General features: G+C 60.6%; 13 protein-coding genes, 1 tRNA gene and 1 riboswitch. Of the genes, 7 read left to right on the top strand and 7 right to left on the bottom strand.

Features of this window, described 5'->3' with window-relative positions; all coding sequences use genetic code 11:
• Positions 1-13: 13 nt before the first annotated feature.
• The 3 genes from DXZ77_RS12290 to DXZ77_RS01095 all read right to left on the bottom strand — a co-directional run bounded on the left by DXZ77_RS12290 (position 14) and on the right by DXZ77_RS01095 (position 3,586).
• Positions 14-1,174, bottom strand: a complete 1,161-nt coding sequence (locus DXZ77_RS12290; RefSeq protein WP_115029298.1) for an ABC transporter ATP-binding protein — start codon at positions 1,172-1,174, stop codon at positions 14-16.
• 160 nt (positions 1,175-1,334) lie between these two features.
• Positions 1,335-2,129 (bottom strand): trehalose-phosphatase, encoded by a 795-nt coding sequence (gene otsB, locus DXZ77_RS01090; protein WP_181815985.1) that lies wholly within the window; start codon positions 2,127-2,129, stop codon positions 1,335-1,337.
• The gene (locus DXZ77_RS01095) at positions 2,126-3,586 is read right to left on the bottom strand and encodes an alpha,alpha-trehalose-phosphate synthase (UDP-forming) (RefSeq protein ID WP_115029302.1); all 1,461 of its coding nucleotides are present in this window, start codon (positions 3,584-3,586) and stop codon (positions 2,126-2,128) included. Before DXZ77_RS01095 ends, otsB begins: the two co-directional genes overlap by 4 nt.
• Positions 3,587-3,821: 235 nt before the next feature.
• Here DXZ77_RS01095 and DXZ77_RS01100 point away from each other — a divergent pair, with 235 nt between their 5' ends.
• From DXZ77_RS01100 to DXZ77_RS01115, 4 genes are all read left to right on the top strand, one after another.
• Positions 3,822-5,915, top strand: coding sequence for a serine/threonine-protein kinase (locus tag DXZ77_RS01100; RefSeq protein ID WP_115029304.1), 2,094 nt, complete (start codon positions 3,822-3,824; stop codon positions 5,913-5,915).
• 261 nt (positions 5,916-6,176) lie between these two features.
• Positions 6,177-6,349: riboswitch (cyclic di-AMP (ydaO/yuaA leader) on the top strand.
• Between the two features lie 8 nt (positions 6,350-6,357).
• Complete coding sequence (locus DXZ77_RS12565) at positions 6,358-7,089, top strand: transglycosylase family protein (RefSeq protein ID WP_028327133.1); 732 nt, start codon at positions 6,358-6,360, stop codon at positions 7,087-7,089.
• Positions 7,090-7,362: 273 nt separating this feature from the next.
• Positions 7,363-7,438: transfer RNA gene (locus DXZ77_RS01110), tRNA-Thr, on the top strand.
• A gap of 496 nt (positions 7,439-7,934) precedes the next feature.
• Positions 7,935-8,423, top strand: a complete 489-nt coding sequence (locus DXZ77_RS01115; RefSeq protein ID WP_115029306.1) for a hypothetical protein — start codon at positions 7,935-7,937, stop codon at positions 8,421-8,423.
• A 58-nt stretch (positions 8,424-8,481) separates the two neighbouring features.
• On the opposite strand, the gene DXZ77_RS01120 is transcribed toward DXZ77_RS01115, so the two are convergent.
• Positions 8,482-10,194 (bottom strand): DNA polymerase, encoded by a 1,713-nt coding sequence (locus DXZ77_RS01120; protein WP_258553061.1) that lies wholly within the window; start codon positions 10,192-10,194, stop codon positions 8,482-8,484.
• A gap of 72 nt (positions 10,195-10,266) precedes the next feature.
• Between DXZ77_RS01120 and DXZ77_RS01125 the strand changes: the two genes are divergently transcribed.
• The 3 genes from DXZ77_RS01125 (at position 10,267) to DXZ77_RS01135 (ending at position 12,880) form a co-directional block, all read left to right on the top strand.
• On the top strand, positions 10,267-11,055 hold the full coding sequence (locus DXZ77_RS01125; protein ID WP_115032359.1) for an NAD-dependent epimerase/dehydratase family protein: 789 nt from the start codon (positions 10,267-10,269) through the stop codon (positions 11,053-11,055).
• A gap of 87 nt (positions 11,056-11,142) precedes the next feature.
• Complete coding sequence (locus DXZ77_RS01130) at positions 11,143-11,787, top strand: PH domain-containing protein (protein ID WP_115029308.1); 645 nt, start codon at positions 11,143-11,145, stop codon at positions 11,785-11,787.
• A 94-nt stretch (positions 11,788-11,881) separates the two neighbouring features.
• The gene (locus tag DXZ77_RS01135; protein ID WP_115029310.1) at positions 11,882-12,880 is read left to right on the top strand and encodes an immunity protein CdiI family protein; all 999 of its coding nucleotides are present in this window, start codon (positions 11,882-11,884) and stop codon (positions 12,878-12,880) included.
• 20 nt (positions 12,881-12,900) lie between these two features.
• Here the strand turns inward: DXZ77_RS01135 and meaB are convergent, their stop codons facing one another.
• Genes meaB through DXZ77_RS01150 form a run of 3 tightly spaced genes read right to left on the bottom strand, consistent with a single transcriptional unit; the run spans position 12,901 to position 18,091 of the window.
• Positions 12,901-13,941 (bottom strand): methylmalonyl Co-A mutase-associated GTPase MeaB, encoded by a 1,041-nt coding sequence (gene meaB, locus DXZ77_RS01140; protein ID WP_115029312.1) that lies wholly within the window; start codon positions 13,939-13,941, stop codon positions 12,901-12,903.
• 5 nt (positions 13,942-13,946) lie between these two features.
• Positions 13,947-16,127, bottom strand: coding sequence for a methylmalonyl-CoA mutase (gene scpA, locus DXZ77_RS01145; RefSeq protein WP_115029314.1), 2,181 nt, complete (start codon positions 16,125-16,127; stop codon positions 13,947-13,949).
• Positions 16,124-18,091, bottom strand: coding sequence for a methylmalonyl-CoA mutase family protein (locus tag DXZ77_RS01150; RefSeq protein WP_258553062.1), 1,968 nt, complete (start codon positions 18,089-18,091; stop codon positions 16,124-16,126). The genes scpA and DXZ77_RS01150 overlap by 4 nt, the downstream gene beginning before the upstream one ends.
• Between the last annotated feature and the right edge of the window lie 284 nt (positions 18,092-18,375).

Genomic DNA, 18,375 nt, shown 5'->3' on the forward strand with positions numbered 1-18,375 from the left:
TCGGGGCGTGGAGTCACGGCCCGAGGCGTTGGCCTGTGTGCGGATTGAAGAAGTGAATGTGGTTGGGGTCGGGTGCGAGGTGGACCAGGTCGCCTTGGGAGAGATTGTGCTCGGTGGGAATGAGTGCTCGTAGTGGGGGTATGGGCAGGCTTGTGTCGGTGTCGGCGAGGTCGTGGTCGATGCGGTTGAGGGCGGGGATGGTGGTATCGAGGTGTTCGCGCATGGTGGCGGTGGCTGTGTAGCGGGTGATGGCGCCGTGGGGTGGGGCGGGGGTGATGGTGTCGATGTGAGTAGGGCAGCCGGTGTTGTCGGGGCTGATGGTGGTGTGGCCAGGGCGGGCACCGAGCACGATGGTGTCGGTGAGGTAGTGGCGGATGTGGTCGGGGATGGGGATGGTGGAGCTGCCCAGGGTGGCGTGGTTGCCGTTGATGGGAGCTAAGAACAGGTTCATGGGTTCGGGGGCTGCGTAGAGGGCTACGAAGATGGAGGCGGGTGTGTTGATGATGTCTTCGGGTGGACCGATTTGTTCAAGGCGTCCGTGGTTGAGGACGGCGATGCGGTTACCGAAGGCTTCGGCTTCGGTGGGGGATGAGGTGGCAAAGAGTGTGGTGATGCCGAGGCGTTGTTGGAGTTCGGCGATGTGGTGGCCGGTGTCTAGGCGTAGGTCGGCGTCGAGATTGGCGAGGGGGTCGTCCATCATGAAGACGCGTGGTTCGCGGACGACGGCGCGGCCTAGGGCGACGAGTTGGCGTGCTCCGTGGCCGTTGAGCTGGTCGGGCAGTGCGTTGAGCTGGTCGGTGAGGTTGAGGATTTCGGCTGCGTGGCGGACTCGTCGGTCGATTTCTTTGGCGGGTATACCGGCCACACGTAGGGCGAATCCCATGTTGTCGGCGACGCTCATGTGGGGGTAAAGGGCGTAGTTCTGGAATGCCATGGCGACGTCGCGGTCGTGGGGCGGGATGGTGTCGATGTCCTGGCCGTCCAGGAGGATGCGGCCGGCGGTGACTTCTTCGAGTCCGGCGAGCATGCGCAGTGCGGTGGATTTTCCGGCGCCGTGTGGGCCGAGGAGGGAAAGAAATTCTCCGTCGGCGATGTTGAAGGTCACGGCATCTACGGAGGGATGTTCGCTGCCCGGGTACACGCGGGTCGCAGCATCGAACGTCACGCTTGCCATCAGCTCGTGATCACCTTTCTTGAACGCGACATTGCGTCCTTTGTGACGGTCTTGATCGTGGGGCCGTCTGTTTCCATTGTTGCCTGATGTTGTGGCGTTTTGGTGGTTTGTGCGCTGCGGGCTTGGGGGAAGTGCTGTGGTGCTGGTGTTTCTTGTGAGGTTATGTGTGTTGGGTGTGTTGGGTGCGTAGGTGGGTCAGGCAGGTAAGTGCCGCAAGGACGTAGTGGGGGTCAGGTAGGCGTGTGGTGGCGGATGTGGGGCCGTCACCGACTTTGAATGTGAATGACGTTTGGGGGTCTTGAAAGGTTTCGAAGACGGTTTCGTCGGTGAGATCGTCCCCGAAATAGACGAGGGCAGTTTGAGGGTGGGTCAGGGAGGCCAGGGTGGTTAGGGCGCCACCTTTGGTGGCGTGTAGGACGGCGGTTTCGACGACGTTTTTGCCTAGGAGGGGTTCGAGGTTGGTGTGGGTACGGATGGTGGTGATGGCGGCGTCGATTGCTTCTTTTCGTTGTTCTGGGGGCAGTTGTCGTACGTGGATGACTACGGCGGCAGATTTGTTTTCGATGGTGATGCCGGGGTAGCGCTGTTTGAGTGTGTGAGCGAGGTGGTTGAGGTGGGCCAGGGCGGCTTGTTGGGTGTCGGTCAAGGGCGCCTCATCCGCGATGCGGGGGTTGTTGCTTTGGGCGCCGTGGCTGGCGATGAGGGTGATGTTGTGGGGGTTGCCGGTGAGGTGGGTCAGGGTGGCAAGGTCGCGTCCGGATACCAGTGCGCTGGTTGTGTGAGGTAGGCAAGCGAGGTGTTGCAGGGCTTCGATAGTTCCCGCTAGGGGGCGCACGGCCATGGGGTCGTCATGGAAGAAAGCTAGGGTGCCGTCGAAGTCGCTGGCGACGATGAGGTGCTCGGCGGTGGCTGCGCGGGCTAGGAGTGCGGTGATTTGGGGGGTGAGGGTGGTCATGGCGTGGTGGTTTTGCGGTTGCGGCGGGGGCTGGGTTTGGCGGGGGCGATCTCCAGGGCGGTGAGGAAGGCTTCGGCCCATTTTTGGACGGAGTTGTCGCGGACTTTTCGGCGTAGGGTGCGCATGCGTTTGCGGTTGTCTTCGCTGGGGGCATGGATGGCTCGGATGATGGTGTCTTTGAGGCCTTGGATGTCGTGGGGGTTGTGAATGTAGGCGGCGTTGAGCTCTATGGCTGCGCCGGTGAATTCGGAGAGCACGAGGGCGCCGCCGTGGTCGGGACGGCAGGCGACGTATTCCTTGGCGACGAGGTTCATGCCATCGCGTAGGGGGGTGACGAGCATGATGTCGGCGGCGCGGTACATGGCAGCGAGTTCTTCGCGGTCCATGGATTGGTGGAGGTATTGCAGGGCGGTGTGGGTGACGTCGGAGAATTCGCCGTTGACTTGGCCGACGTTGAGTTCGACTTGGTCGCGGAGGTGTTGGTAGGCCTGGACGCGCTCGCGGGAGGGGACGGCGACTTGGATGAGGGTAGTTCCGGGGACTTCGAGTCGTCCGTCGGTGAGGAGCTCTTGGTAGGCCTTGAGGCGGTGGCGGATGCCTTTGGTGTAGTCGAGGCGGTCCACGCCCAGGAGGATTGTGTCGGGGTTGCCGAGTTCTTCGCGGATTTCTTTTGCTCGTTTGACCACGGAGGGGCGGCGGGCGAGGTCGTCGTAGTTTTCGAAGTCGATGGAGATGGGTAGGGCGGCGGCGCGTGCTGTGTGTCCGGTGTGGGGGGAGCCACTGCCGATGGTGACGGTGTCGCCTTTGACGGTCATGTTTCCGGCCCATTTGGCGGCGTGGAGGAAGTTGCTGGCGTCGGCGGGGCGTTGGAAGCCGAGGAAGTCAGCGGATGCGAGTCCTTCGAGGATGTTGCGTCGCCAGGGTAGTTGGCTGAAGAGTTCGAGTGGAGGGAAGGGGATGTGGTTGAACCAGCCGATGCGTAGGTCGGGGCGTTGTGCGCGCAGGAGGGCTGGGACGAGTTGGAGTTGGTAGTCGTGGACCCAGATGGTGGCTTTGGGGGCAGCGACGGTGGCGATTTCGTCGGCGAATCTGCGGTTGACTCGTTGGTATGCGTGCCACCAGGATCGGTGGAATTGGGCGGGGACGATGACGTCGTGATAGATAGGCCAGAGCGTGTCGTTGGAGAAGCCTTCGTAGTAGGCCTTGACTTCTTCTGCGGATAGGGCGATGGGGTGTAGATGCATTCCTTCGTCTTCGAAGGGTGCGGGTGCTTCTCCTGGGTCTCCGGCCCAGCCGACCCAGGCTCCGGAGCGGTTACGCATGACGGAGTCCATGGCGGTAACCAGGCCACCGGGGCTGCGTTTCCAGGAGTGAGTTCCGTCTGGTTCGGTGTGGCTGTCTACGGGGAGCCGGTTAGCCGCGATGACGAAGTCGAAGGTGGGTGTGGTTTCGGGCATCGTGACTCCTGTGTCAATCGCGTTGTCGCTTCGTGCGGGACTGTGTGGGTGTGTGGGGGCTTCTGGTGCACGTAGCGATCTGGACCATCCTAGGATCGATGGAGGCCGATCGGCGAGGGGAAGACGAAGAACGATTCGTGTGGCTTGTTCGTTCCTAGGGTGGGTCACGTTGTGATCGGGGTTAGTGGGTGGTGGAGCAGTGGCTTTTTCTGTTCATGAGATATGAGGAGTACGGATGAGCGATCGGGCCGGTATGGCGAAGATGGGTGAAGCGGATTTCCCGCGTCTGCTGGGCTCGTACACGCTGCATCACGAGTTGGGTTCCGGTGGGATGGGCATCGTGTATCTCGGCACGGATGCGGGGGGTCGCGGGGTCGCGGTGAAGGTTTTGCAACCGCATATCGCTGCTGATGGTTCGGCGCGGGCGAGGTTGCGGCGTGAGTTTTCTTCGTTGCAGCGGATTGATGATCCTCGGGTGGCTCCGCTGGTGGATGCGGATTTGGATGGTGAGACTCCGTATTTGGTGACGCGGTATGTGCCGGGGTTGTCGTTGGATCAGCGGGTGCGTGAGTCTGGGCCGTTGTCGTTGGCTGAGGTGCGTGTTCTTGGTCGTGGTTTGGGTGAGGCGTTGGATGCGATTCACGCTGCGGGGGTGGTGCATCGTGATTTGAAGCCGACGAATGTGCTGATGGAAGGGGATGACCCTGTTGTTATTGACTTTGGTATTGCGCAGGCTGCTGATGATTGTCGGTTGACGCAGGCGGGCGTGGTGATGGGCACGCCGGGGTATTTGCCTCCGGAGGTGCTTAGTGGTGAGGTCGTTGCGGCGGATTCGGACTGGTGGGCGTGGGCTGCGACGTTGACGTATGCGTTGACTGGTCGGCCGCCGTTTGGGCGTGGTCCGTTGGATGCGGTGTTGTCGCGGGTGCATACGGGACGACCTGATTTGGAGGGCGTGCCTAGTTCGGTGGCGGATATGTTGCGTTCTGCGTTGGTTCCGGATCGGGAGCAGCGTCCTGAACCGCATACGTTGTTGTGGTTGTTGGAAGAGGCGCGTTCAGATGGAACGGGCCCTGTGGCTGGCGACGCCTTGGTGGTGACGCAGCAGTTGGCCGTTGATTCTGGTGCAACGCAGCAGTTGAGTGCTGGGGCGACAGGGCGTTTGTCTGCTGTTTCGGGTGCTACGGAGCAGTTGTCGATGGGGGCGGCTACGGCGCGATTCCCGGCGGCGCAAGCACCTGTGGGGGATGGGCGAACAGAGCAGTTGTCAACTGATTCAGGGATGGCGGCTACGGCGGCTCACCCACGGATTGAGACTCGAACTATGCCAGCGGTGGCTCCTTCTGGAGAGCAAGCTGCCACGGCGCGTCTGAGCACTAGCGGCGGGTATACGGGGTTTGGTGCTCCGCCTGCGGGTAAGGCTGAAACTGATGAAGAGATCGGCATGTTCCAGAACTCTTGGGGCAAGCGTGCGTTGTCTTCCGCTGGAGCCGATGGGCGCCCGTTTTCCCGTTTGATGGTGCCCGATCAGCCGCATTCGATGTCTGAGACCAGAGGTATTGGGCAGGTTGCTTCGTCTGCTCCAGTCAAGGGCGGTCAGGAAGCTGGTGTTGGTGGTTATGTTGAGCGGGCTAAGGAGAAGTTCGCTGGGTGGAGTGATGCGATCAGGCCGCAAGGGAAGTTTGCTCAGGTGCGTGGCGGTACCGCTGTGCAACAGGCTTCGCAACCGCAGGTGCGTAAGTCTTTGACTCCGGCGCTGGCTGGGCTGGGATTGCTTGTGATGGCGTTGGCTGCGTCTTTCCCGGTGTGGACTTTGGTGTTGTGCACGCTGTGGGGTGTTGTCGCTCGGACGACGTATGAGTCGGTGCGGGGTGTACGGGATCGGCGGTTGGAGAAGGGGCCTAGCAGCATGGATGTTTTCGGTGCTGTGATGCTTGCGCCGTTGCGGATTGTGTCTGCGACTGTTGTGACGTTGCTTGCAGTTGTGCCGGTGACGGTCATTGCTGTGGCGGGAATGTTTGGTACGTCGGGGTTGATGTATCTGTTTGGTAAGTCCTCTGTGGATCCTTTCGGCGAGGTTGCTTTGGCTGCGGGCGCGGCAATTGGTGTCATGGTTGCGTGGTGGGGTGCAGGTGGTGCGGGATTGCGTCGGGGCACGCGTCTGATTGTGCGGGCAGCGACACCGGGGCGTAAGGGTGTAACGATTTTCACGTCGGTGCTGGTCATCGTGGTGCTTTACCTCACCCTACGGTTACAGGCCAGCGGTATCCGAGTGAACTGGTCACCGTTAGATAATGTGATTTCGGACACATTTTTCCGGTGGTGGTGAAGTCGAACGTAATCCCAGGTTTCGTTCGACTTGAGCCTACGACCTTCGCTTTCGGGTTTCTGTGTTATTAACGCGCCCGTGTTTACTGCGGTATGGCAGCTGGGATGCGCCGCGCCGTGGGTGACCCATTTCCTTGCTCGTTATCGAGTCGTGACCTAGAGTCGCAGCCGTTGCTGCTCCAACAAAGTCGTTGGCAGCAACGTCACCAATCGCATGACCATTGAGCGCACGTGCCTGAGCGCTGAACTTCGTCGGCGGGCACGTGATCCGGGACCTACCCGGACCAGACGAAGGCGGGGGAACCATATGTTCCGGTCACCATGATCGGAACGGCGGTCACGCTCCAGTGGCCTGGGGGTAAAGGCGAGCATTTCGCCCGGGCACCTGGCGCCCGAACCCGACAGCTAACCCCGTAGGCGCTCGTCAGGAGAGGAAAAAAACTTTGTCTTACGTTCCTAAACATGCTGCTCCGCGCAAGCCCAAGATGGCTGCTCGGCTCGCGGGTGTCGTCGCGGTTGCCGGTGCGGCTACTGCTGCAGGTGTCACCACGTCCTCGTCTTCGGCTCACGCCGCTGGCGACGTGTGGGACCGTGTTGCGGCCTGTGAGTCTGGTGGCAACTGGAGCATTGCTTCCGGTAACGGCTACTACGGTGGTCTGCAGTTCTCCAAGAGCAGCTGGAAAGCCGCTGGTGGTACCAAGTACGCCTCCATGCCCCACAAGGCCACCAAAGCGCAGCAGATTGCTGTTGCCCAGAACCTGCTCCGCATGCAGGGCCCCGGTGCTTGGCCGGTCTGCTCCCGCAAAGCAGGTCTGACCCGCGCTAACGGGTTGGCTTCTTCCGGTGGCGCCAGCGCTGGCAAGGGTGTGACGAACGCTCCTTCCAAGAAGGGCGTCAAGCCCACTGGTTCCACGGCTGGCGTGCAGTCTGCATGGCTGAACCGCGCTGACACCCGTGACTTCTACACGTGGCTCGGCATGGACCGTCACCACTTCCTCACCAAGTCCGGTATCAAGGCGCTGCAGCGTAAGGCAGGAGTTGCTGCTGACGGTGTCATCGGGCCGAACACGGTTCGCGCTGTCGAGAACCTCATTGGTGCCAAGCGCACCGGCCTTTCGTACTTCACGAAGGGCACCATCAACGTCCTGTCTCACTACATTCAGGCCCGCGTCTGAGTGAATGGGTCCTTTTAACCGAGGCTAACTCGGTTATCCGATCCGACGACACGGCCTCACCTGTGTAGGGGGATCGCTCGGGGGAATGGCAAACCGTTTGGTGTAGTACAAGTAGCGGGTGCTGTGCACAGCACCCGCTACTTGTCGTGTCGAGAGAAGTTTGCATGCCTGGTTCCATGTTGTAGCGGCTGAGAACCAGGCATGCAGCGCTCGATTCGGCGCTCAGGAACAAGACCGCTATGATGGCGCATGTGCTCTCCCAATGGGGAGACTGCTGGCGTGGCGCAATCGGTAGCGCACCTGTCTTGTAAACAGGGGGTTAGGGGTTCAAGTCCCCTCGCCAGCTCCAAACAGCTGCAGGTCAGAGCATTCAGCTCTGGCCTGCAGCTGTTTTCTGGGAGTATTTGTGGGAGCAAAAAGTTTGTCTCGTGCTTCCACTATGGGAGCACGAGACAAGGGGAATCAGGGGCCAGCTACGTGGTGAAGACGCGCCCACACCTCTTCACCACAGGCACGAAAAGCTCTCACTGAAAGTGAACCGCAACGAAGGCATAAGGCGCGTAGACGAGAGGCCATGATCCACAGACATGGAACAGCGCTGCTTGCCCCCTGCCCCATATGTACACATGCATCCAATGCTGCAACACGCTGCGCAAACACCCTCCCACAACGAACACTGTGCACAGATAACAGTGTCTTACCGTGCCAGCACGACCGACTCATGACATGGTGGGAATAGATCAACTGTTCCCACCGGGGCAGCTGAAACACCACGCACATAAAGTGCGCACACCCGCGGCACCTACAACCCCCACCAGCGCCGCTGCACACCACCAGGAGGAACCATGAGCCTTGTTCTTGCTCCAGCCAGGCTGGCTGCCGGCCTATTCATCCTCAACTCCGGACTTGGCAAACGGAACCTACCCACCGACGCCTACGAAAACCTCCGCGACATGGGCGCTAACGGTGTCCCCCAGCTTAAAGACGTCCCTGCCGACACCTTTGGCAAAGCACTCTCCTACGGAGAAACCGCCCTCGGAGCCGCCCTCATCCTTCCCGTTGTCCCCAACTGGGCAGCAGGACTAGCCCTCGGTGCCTTCAGCGGCGGACTACTCAACATGTACCGCAACACCCCTGGCTTGACCGTCGATGGCATCCGCCCCACCCAAGAAGGAACCGCCATCGCCAAAGACGTCTTCCTCACCGGAATCGCAGGCTCCCTGCTCCTAGACTCACTCTTCTCCGCAGGACGCGGCGTCAAAAAGAGCGCAAAGAAAGCACAAAAACACGCCGCCAAAAAAGCTCGCAAAGCCAAAAAAGAACTCATCAGCTAAAACCACACACCACAACGCACGAGGGCGGGTGACACCACACCCGCCCTCACCCATACCCTCACCCCTTGGCCTCACTCCACCGCCGCACCACCTGCGTATCCGACACAAAACGCACCGGCGCACCACCAGTCCACCGCCGCGTCGCATCCACCAACGCCTGATCCACCAAAGCCACCGCATCACCAGCACATTCCTGCGGCACATGCACCAACAACTCATCGTGCAAACACATCACAATCTCCCCACCCAACGACGGCAACACAGCACGCACCGTCGCCACCCACGCTTTAAACAACTCAGCAGCAGCCCCCTGAATAATCGCATTCCGAGCAAACCGACCCCGCCCTAACACCCTCGCCTGATCACCCCCCGGCGACAACCGCCCCGTCGGAATCAAACGCCCCCCAAACGTACGAAACTCACCACCAGCCACCCCCACCTGCTGCGCCCAATCCAACACACCCATAGCCCGCGGAAACGCCCGCTCCAACCCGCGCAACGCCTGCGCCGCAGTACCCGTACGCTGCCCGTACATCGCCGCCAACATCGCCACCTTCGCATGCGGACGGTCCACCCCCAACTGCCGAGCCACCCCTGCATACAAATCATCAGCAGCAGTCGCCGCAGCCATCGCCCGATCCCCAGAAACCGCAGCCAAAACCCGCGGCTCCACCTGACCCAAATCAGCCCGCACCAACACCCACCCCTCACACGCAGCCACCCCCGAACGCAAAACCGCCGGAATACTGTGCAACCCAGCCTCAGCAGTCATCCTGCCCGCACCCCCATCACACGGATGCCACCGCCCCCGAAGCCGATCATCCTCACCTACATGCTCAGCCAACCAACGCATCCCATACGTCGTACGAATCCGCTCATCGGCCCGCCACCTCAACAACGCAGGTACCACCGGATGCACCTGCCGAAACGCCTCCAACGTCCACTTACGCGTATCCGGAACATCAATCCCCACCCCCGCCAACAAACCCCGCACCTGCAACGGATTACGCAAATCCACACGCCCCGCATCAGGCACAAGGTCCAACACCGACGCATCCAACGCCGCCGTATCCCCCGACAACGGCTCAATCACCGACAACAACGCCCCCCGATCCACCGGCACCCCAACCCGCTCCAACTCAACACACACCACCGCCGCAGCAGACTCCGAATACACCGTGCTCACCAACCGAGGCCCCAACTCCCCAGCCAACTGTGCCTGTGCCCGCGCACACTCCAACACCGCACCGGCCACCTGCACCAACCGGGCATCATCAACCGCCCACGTCCCCCCAACCGCAGCCGGAAGCAAATACCCCGCATCAGAAACCACATCCACCGCATCACCACCCCCACCCATCAAACCCAACAAATCATCCCCCGCAGGCGCCTCAACCCCCTCCAACGACAACCCATGCGCCACCGCCCACGCCACCCCAGGCCCAGCCTCCCACCCTCCATGAATCAACCGATGCGCCTGCGCAACATCCCACACCCGCCCCGGACACACCCCCGAACGAGCCAACACCCCAGCCACCTCAGCAGCCTCCCACCACACCCACCGCGGACGTCCCCGCTCCACTGCAGCCACCACCGCCCCAACACGATCCACATCCACCACCTCACACACACCCGCACCCACCACCGCCACCCGCGGCACCGACGGAGCCCCCCACGCCTGCGCAGCCGAAGGCCCCACCACCAAAGCCACCCAATCCGCAGGCACACCAGAACCCACACCCCCAGAAAAAGAACCCATCACATCAGACACACACCCATTGTGCGACCCGACACCACCCCAAATGCCCTGGCCACCCCGACTCATCCACGAAACACTGACACCATGAACCCCACCACCCCCCGACACCTGCTCATCACCGGCGCCACCGGCGGAATCGGCCTACTACTGACCCAACGCCTCCGCACCGACTACAAAATCACCCAACACGGCCGCACCCCCAAAAACGACGAACAACAACACACCCTCGCCAAAGCCGACCTCACCGACTACAACCAAACCCTCAACCTCATGACCGGCATCGACACAGTCATCCACCTCGCCGGCGCATCATCCCCAGAATCCACCTGGGACGAAGTCCTCAACGCAAACATCATCGGCACCCGCAACATCCTCGAAGCCGCACGAAACAGCGCAGTACGCCGCATCGTCTACGCCTCCTCCAACCACGCCCTGGGCATGTACGACCGCTACTCCCAATGGCCCACCGGTCCCCACACCCTCCCACGCGCCGACTCCCTCTACGGCGTCTCAAAAATCTTCGGTGAAACCCTCGGGCGCTTCTACCACGACGAATACGGCCTGGACTTCATCGCACTACGCATCGGGTGGTCCGTGCCAGACCCCACCACCACCGACGAAGACCTCCTCCACGCCATGTGGCTCTCCCCAGACGACACCGAACAAATCTTCCGCTGCGCCATCGAAACCACCACCACCTTCGGCCTCTACTACGCCATCTCCAACAACAACAACCGCCGCTGGGACATCACCAACACCCTCCTGGACCTCGGCTACCGCCCCAAAGACTCCTGGGAAGACCACGACCCCCACCCTCAACCTCCCGTCGAAGGCGGCATCACCACCCGACTCACCTGGCCCATCGGCTCCTAACCACCCCAGAGCCAACTATCAGCAATCAACTCCACCTGATTCACCAAAGACACTCAGATCGCCAAGCATTCGTCCGTATGAGAAAGCATGAACGAGCTGCGCGGTGACATCGCCGAAGCGTTGGCACGTATGGAAGTCACCTTCGGCACCCGTACGGCCATCCGAGACCTGCACGAAAGCCTCGAAGACGGCGAAACAGTAGTAGACATGGTCGGATGCCAATTCGCCTCCGGCAACGCCGTACTCGTCCTCACCAACCAACGCGTCATGGCGCTACGCGACGACATCTCCGCCTTCCGCATGCGCGCAGTCAACCTCCCAGACATCAAAGCCGTCGACTATGCCCCCCGCATCCATGACGGCCTAGGGATCCTCACTGACGCCGGGCGCATCGCCGTACGAAAAATGAGCCGCCGCGACGCCGACCGCATCGTCGACGGCATCCTCATTCGCTGCCCCAATGCCATCCTCGGCGTCAGCCGCCCCGCAGGCCCCGGCGGCAAAAGCGTCTTCCACCCCGAACCACGCACCGAAGCCCAAAAAGCACACCCCGACACACCTAAACCCACCGAAAACACCACCCCCACACCCCAAACCGCCGACGAAATCATCGCCCAAAACGCCAACACCGACGAAGTAGTTCTCATGGCAGTCCTGGCCGACCTGCACGCTAAAGGCCTACTCACCTCCGAAGAACTCGCCGCAAAAATCGCCCAGCTCTCCTCCCACTAAACAACCAACGCACCGCACCGGATGTCGGTACCTGCCCCCACGGACCTAAATACGGGAAGATGAACTCAGGTCAACTCGAAAGAGGGCAGGGCTCATGGACTCTGACAAGACGCCACTCCACCGGTCACGACAGCGCGAACACCGCCGCGCCCACCCCCACGACGTCTACGACGTCATGGCCGAAGGCTTCGCCACCGAAAAAGACACCAACACCGGAGCAGGCAGCGAAGTCGAATTCCTCCGCGCCCTCAACCTCCTACGCGAAACCACCCCCATCATCCAGCCACCCCAGCCCACCCCCACAGAAGAAACCCCCACCCCACCATCCACCACCCCAGCCATCGAGATATACCTCACCCCCCGCACCCCAGAAACCGACCCCAACGAACCCGAACCACACCCCAACAACGAACCAGAAAAACCAGAAGAAATAGACACCACCCCCGTCTGCGCCGAAGAAATGACCGGCATCTGGCTCACCACCGTCACCGGACATACCTCACCGGTATGGCTCGACGGCGAACCCGCCGAACCTGAAGACCTCGGTGTCCCCGATGACATCAGCGACCGCCTCCGCGACTGGGCCGAACTATGGAACACCCAATGGCACCCAGACAAAGGCTGGTTACCCCGCGCACGCATCACCGACTACGAAGCACTCGGACAATGGCTCGGGCGCCGCGTTAAAGACGTCAGCGGCGCAGTCACCGTCACCGTACAACTCAGCCACCTCGGCCGCGCAGGCATCACCGTCGTCCAACCCCCCGAAACCCGCCAACCCGTACGCGTCCTACTCATGAACGACTACGGCCTCAACTGGCCTATTTGGGTCGCTGACGACGCCGACTTCGTCACCGAATACGGCGTAGGCAGCTTCAGCTCCGAAATCAACGCCCGCATCGAAGCCTGGAGCGCACAATTCCACCAACATATGAACCCCCAAACAGGATGGCAAGCACCCCACCTAGCCACCCACTACGCCGAAACAGCAGAAGACCTCGTCCTGGCCATCGCAGAAGAACTCGGCCCCGACTACCTCGTCGAACTCGACCTATGGGAACTACACCTGCGACAACCACCCCGCAGAAACTAAACACACCAACTCAGCCAGCACTACCCAGCAGCAGAACCATCCAAGCCCAAACCCTCAGCACCCCACCGAGACAACTGCGGATCCTGCGCAAACGCCTGCAACAACCGCGCCGCCCCCTCAACCGCACTCAACGTCCCTGCTGAAACTGCCTCCTCAACCTCATCACGCACCTGTGCCACACCCTCACCACGACGCAACAACTGACGCACCTCCTCCTGCGCCATCGTCCACATCCAATCGCGCTGCTGCTGCACCCGCCGCTCCTCCAAGCGGCCCAACTTCTCCAAACGCTCCCGATGCTTCAACACCGCAGACCACACGTCCTCCAGCCCCACACCAGTCAAACCCGAACTCGTCATCACCAACGGCGGCGGAATCGACCGGTCAGTACGCATTAACCGCAACGCACCAGATAACTCCCGAGCAGCCTGCTTGGCCTTCATCTCATCACCATCGGACTTATTCATCGTGATGACGTCAGCCAACTCCAAAATGCCGCGCTTAATCCCTTGCAACTGATCACCCGTGCGCGCCAAACACAACATCAAAAACGTATCCACCATGTCAGCCACCGCAACCTCAGACTGCCCAACACCCACCGTCTCAACAATGATCACGTCATACCCAGCAGCCTCCAACAACAACATCGACTCACGCGTAGCCCGAGCCACCCCACCCAAATGACCACCCGAAGGCGAAGGCCTAATAAACGCCTCCTCCCGAACCGCAAGATCAGCCATCCGCGTCCGGTCACCCAAAATCGACCCACCCGTACGCTGACTCGAGGGATCAACCGCAACCACACCCACCCGATAGCCTTGATCAATCAAAAATAACCCGAACGTATTAATAAACGTCGACTTGCCCACCCCAGGAACACCCGAAATGCCGAGACGGATCGCTGAACCTGTGTACGGACGCACCGCCCGCAACAACTCACGCGCCTGAGCCTGATGCGCAGGCTTACTCGACTCCACCAAGGTGATCGCGCGGGCCAACGTCGTACGCCGGCCCGCACAAATCCCCTCGACGAGCTCCTCGACAGAGGGTGTTCGTCGCACTACCTTCAGCCCTCCTCGCTGGCCTGTTCCTTCAATTTCTCGAGCAACTCGACCGCAGCATCTGGAATAACAGTCCCCGGTGGGAAAATCGCCTCAGCACCGCGCTCACGCAGCTCCGCGAAATCCTGTTCCGGGATCACCCCACCAACAACGATCATCATGTCTGGCCGATCCAGCTTGTCCAGCTCCTCACGCAACGCCGGCACGAGAGTGAGGTGACCAGCTGCCAATGAGCTCACTCCCACAACATGCACATCTGCTTCAACCGCCTGACGGGCAACCTCATCAGGAGTCTGGAACAACGGGCCCACATCCACGTCGAAGCCAAGGTCAGCAAACGCCGTAGAAATCACTTTCTGACCACGGTCATGGCCGTCCTGCCCCATCTTCGCTACGAGAATACGAGGACGACGACCCTCAATCTGTTCAAACTCTTCGACGAGTTCGTGCGCACGGCTAGCAGAATCGGTCTGGGCAGCTTCTTCGCGGTACACGCCACTGATCGTACGGATCTGAGCCGTGTACCGGCCGTAGACCTTCTCCAATGCTTCAGAAATTTCACCAACCGTTGCCTTCGCTCTTGCCGCATCAATCGACAGAGCCAAAAGGTTGGCGTCCTGAGCATCGGAGGCAGCAGCATTCGTCAGCGCCTCCAGCTTGCGCTCAACCTCGTGATGATCCCGCTCCTCACGAAGACGACGCAGCTTCTCGATCTGCTCGCGCCGCACATGCGCGTTATCGACTTTGAGGACCTCGATCTCCTCGCGCCCGGTGACACGGTACTTATTCACACCGATAACCGGCTGCACACCAGAGTCGATACGAGCCTGCGTACGTGCCGCAGCCTCCTCGATACGCATCTTCGGGATGCCAGCTTCGATGGCTTTGGTCATGCCACCTGCAGCCTCCACCTCTTGAATGTGTGCCCATGCCCGGCCAGCCAAATCACGCGTGAGAGCATCCACGTATGCCGACCCTGCCCACGGATCCACTACAGCCGTCGTCTCAGACTCTTGCTGAATGAGCAGCTGAGTGTTTCGGGCAATACGAGCCGAGAAGTCGGTCGGCAGAGCGATAGCTTCATCGAGGGCATTAGTGTGCAAGGACTGTGTGTGACCCTGCGTGGCAGCCATAGCTTCGATACAAGTACGAACAACATTGTTGTAGACGTCTTGCGCTGTTAATGACCAACCAGAGGTCTGACTGTGTGTACGCAGACTCATCGATTTGGGGTTTTTCGCACCGAAATCTTTGATCGCTTTAGCCCACAGCAGCCGGGCCGCACGCATCTTCGCAACTTCCATAAAGAAGTTCATGCCGATCGCCCAGAAGAACGACAGGCGAGGTGCGAACGCATCCACATCCAATCCCGCGTTTTGCCCGGCACGGATGTATTCCATCCCGTCAGCGAGGGTGTATGCCATCTCGATATCTGCTGTCGCTCCGGCCTCTTGCATGTGGTAGCCGGAGATCGAAATCGAGTTAAAGCGGGGCATGTTTTGGCTGGTGAATGCGAAAATGTCGGAGATGATTCGCATTGAAGGCGTTGGCGGATAGATGTAAGTGTTCCGCACCATGAATTCTTTAAGAATGTCGTTTTGGATCGTGCCAGCCAGCTGCTCTGGCTTGACTCCCTGCTCTTCGGCAGCGACGACATACAACGCCAAGACCGGCAGCACAGCGCCGTTCATCGTCATCGAGACGCTCATCTGGTCCAGCGGAATGCCATCGAACAGCTGACGCATGTCAAGGATGGAGTCGACGGCCACGCCAGCCATACCGACATCGCCGGAGACCCGGGGGTGGTCGGAGTCATAGCCACGGTGTGTGGCTAGGTCGAAGGCGATCGATAGCCCTTTTTGACCAGCAGCCAAGTTGCGGCGGTAGAACGCGTTGGACTCTGCTGCGGTGGAGAACCCGGCATATTGCCGAATAGTCCAGGGACGGTAGGCGTACATCGTGGCGTAGGGGCCACGTAGGAATGGTGCCGCCCCGGGGTAGGTGTGAAGGAAATCGACTCCCTCTAAGTCAGCCTCCGTATATACAGGAGGGACGACAATGTGTTCGGGGGTCTCCCAACGCTCGCGTGGGGAGACAGCGTATGCCTCGTCCCATTTCTTTTTGGCATCGTCTGCTGGTATGGCATCGCCGAGGGGGACCGAGTCGAAGCGTGGAATGGCGGTCATGCACCTGCTCCTTGCGTCGCATTGCTGGAGGGAGTTGCCGGTGAAGTGTCGCTGTCGTCCGATAGGGCGGGGACACCGAGTTGGTCGAGGATGGTTGAGGTGATCTCGACGACGTTGCTTCCCATGGCAAAGGAACCATCGATGGCTGCTGCGCCCTCACCGAGTTCTTTGGCTTTGCCAGCTAGGTAGATGTGTTCGACTCCTGCCTCGCGCAGTGCTTTGGCTGCTTCGGCGCCCCATGTTCCGTTCACTTTGGGGGAAGAGCAGATGACGGCGACTTTGCTGTGATGGTCGGCGACTTTGGTGGGTATTTCTTCTGCGGAGAGAACTTCTACAAGGTCACCTTTGATACCGCCAGCGGCTAGGAATGGCAGGGTAAACCCTTCCCTGCCACCGAAGTCGCGCCGGGTGCCAAGTCCTAGCAGAAGCGCGGTGGGCCGGTTGGGGGTGGCGAATGCGCGAGCCCGAAGCCGTTCGAAAATAACCGCGTCACGGCGTGGCATGAATGGTGCGACGTCGCCTTCGATTCGGGTTAATGGTGCTCGCGGGGTGCGTTCCACGATGGGTTCTTCCAAGTTCGGGAACTCGCTGACACCGGTCAAAGGTTGGCTGCGGTCTGCTAAACGGGCGTCTCGGGTGGCGAGGTTATCTGCCACGATTTCGTGGATGCGTCCGTCTTCGAGAGCAGCGCGCATTCCTCCGGAGGACTCAATTTGAGTGAATAGTGTCCACGCTTTTGTGGCGATCTGTTCTGTGAGTGATTCCACATAGAAGGAGCCGCCGCCTGGGTCAGCTACCCGCCCCAGGTGAGATTCTTCGTTGAGAATGACTTGGGTGTTGCGGCTGATGCGGCGCGAGAACGATGTTGGTAGCCCGAGGACATGGTCGAAGGGAAAGACTGTTACAGCGTCGGCGTTACCGGCGGCGGCTGAGAACGCGGCGATTGTGCCGCGGAGCATGTTCACGTACGGGTCGTGGCGGGCCAACATCCGTTCGGAGGTGACTGCATGGGTGCGGGCGCCGCGCTTGTTTTCAGGTACGTCGAGGACTTCGCCGATGCGTGCCCACATGCGGCGTAGCGCGCGCAGTTTGGCAAGTGAGGTGAACTGCACGTCTGTTGCGACTAGGCGAAATTCGATGCGGTCGAATACGTCTGCTGGAGGTATGTCTGCTTCGTCGAGAATTCGTAGGTACTCCACACCGGTTGCTACTGCGAAGGCCAGTTCTTCGGCTGTGCCTGCGCCAGCGTCGTGGTAGGGGCGAACATCGATTGTTACTGGGATGACGTTTGGGTAGGAGTCCAGCGTTGTGCGGGTCCATGTGACTAGCGGTGAGGTGTCGATGTTGCCGCCGCGGCGGGCCACCAGACCGAATGGGTCGATGCCGAGGCCGCCTGATACTTGGTTGTTGGCGGTTTCTGCTGCCCAGGCTTGGATGAGCGCTTTCGCTGCTGTGTCGGGGTCGTCGTTGGATTGCAGGTGGATTCCGGCGAGTGCGAAGTCAACGTCTGTGAGCACAGTGGCGATGTCTTCGGGGGCGATGCCGTCTTGACCTACACCGAGCCATATTGAGGTGGCGCCCCGTTCGAGGTCGGTGAGCACTTCTCTGCGTGAGGTGTCGGCGTCGGGGTCATCGTGGAAGGCACGCATGTCCCAGCTGGTGGTGTCTCGTTGTGGTTGCCGTCCCCGGGTAAAGGGCATGAAGCCGGGGACCCCGGTGGCGGGGACGGTTTCTTGTCCTTCTGGCATGGAGTACAGCGGCTCTAGGTGGAGACCGTCTGTTGTGGTTCGGCGGAGTCGATCTAGTGAAGTGTCTGGGCTGAGTTGTTTGTCTTCGGGGCGTCCGCGGTTGAGGACTTTGGCTACGAGGACTTTCCACTCGTCGAATGTCACGGTTGGAAAGTCGCCGGCTAGGGGAGGCACCTCGATCGGTGTCTCTTCAGGTGTCGATCCGGTCTGCGTCACGACGCTTTCCCCTTTCATGGCGGTTGCCACGTCGGTGTGCGGTGGGCAAGCACGAGAGGATGCCGCACCCTGGGTGCACGGGTGCGGTCGGCTCGACGTCACGGAGCTTTGGTGGGTGTGCACCGCGACGGGCTGACCGTTCCTTATGGCACACCCTAGACCGCAGGAGGGGGTCGGACAGGATGTTCTGGCAGGTCAAGGGACCTTAGTCAGGCAATACGCGTGATAGTGCGATAAGTCTCACGTTTGTGGCGGTGTGGGGGGTGAGCATGATCACGCCGTGT

Source organism: Dermatophilus congolensis (assembly GCF_900447215.1).
Taxonomy (GTDB): domain Bacteria; phylum Actinomycetota; class Actinomycetes; order Actinomycetales; family Dermatophilaceae; genus Dermatophilus; species Dermatophilus congolensis_A.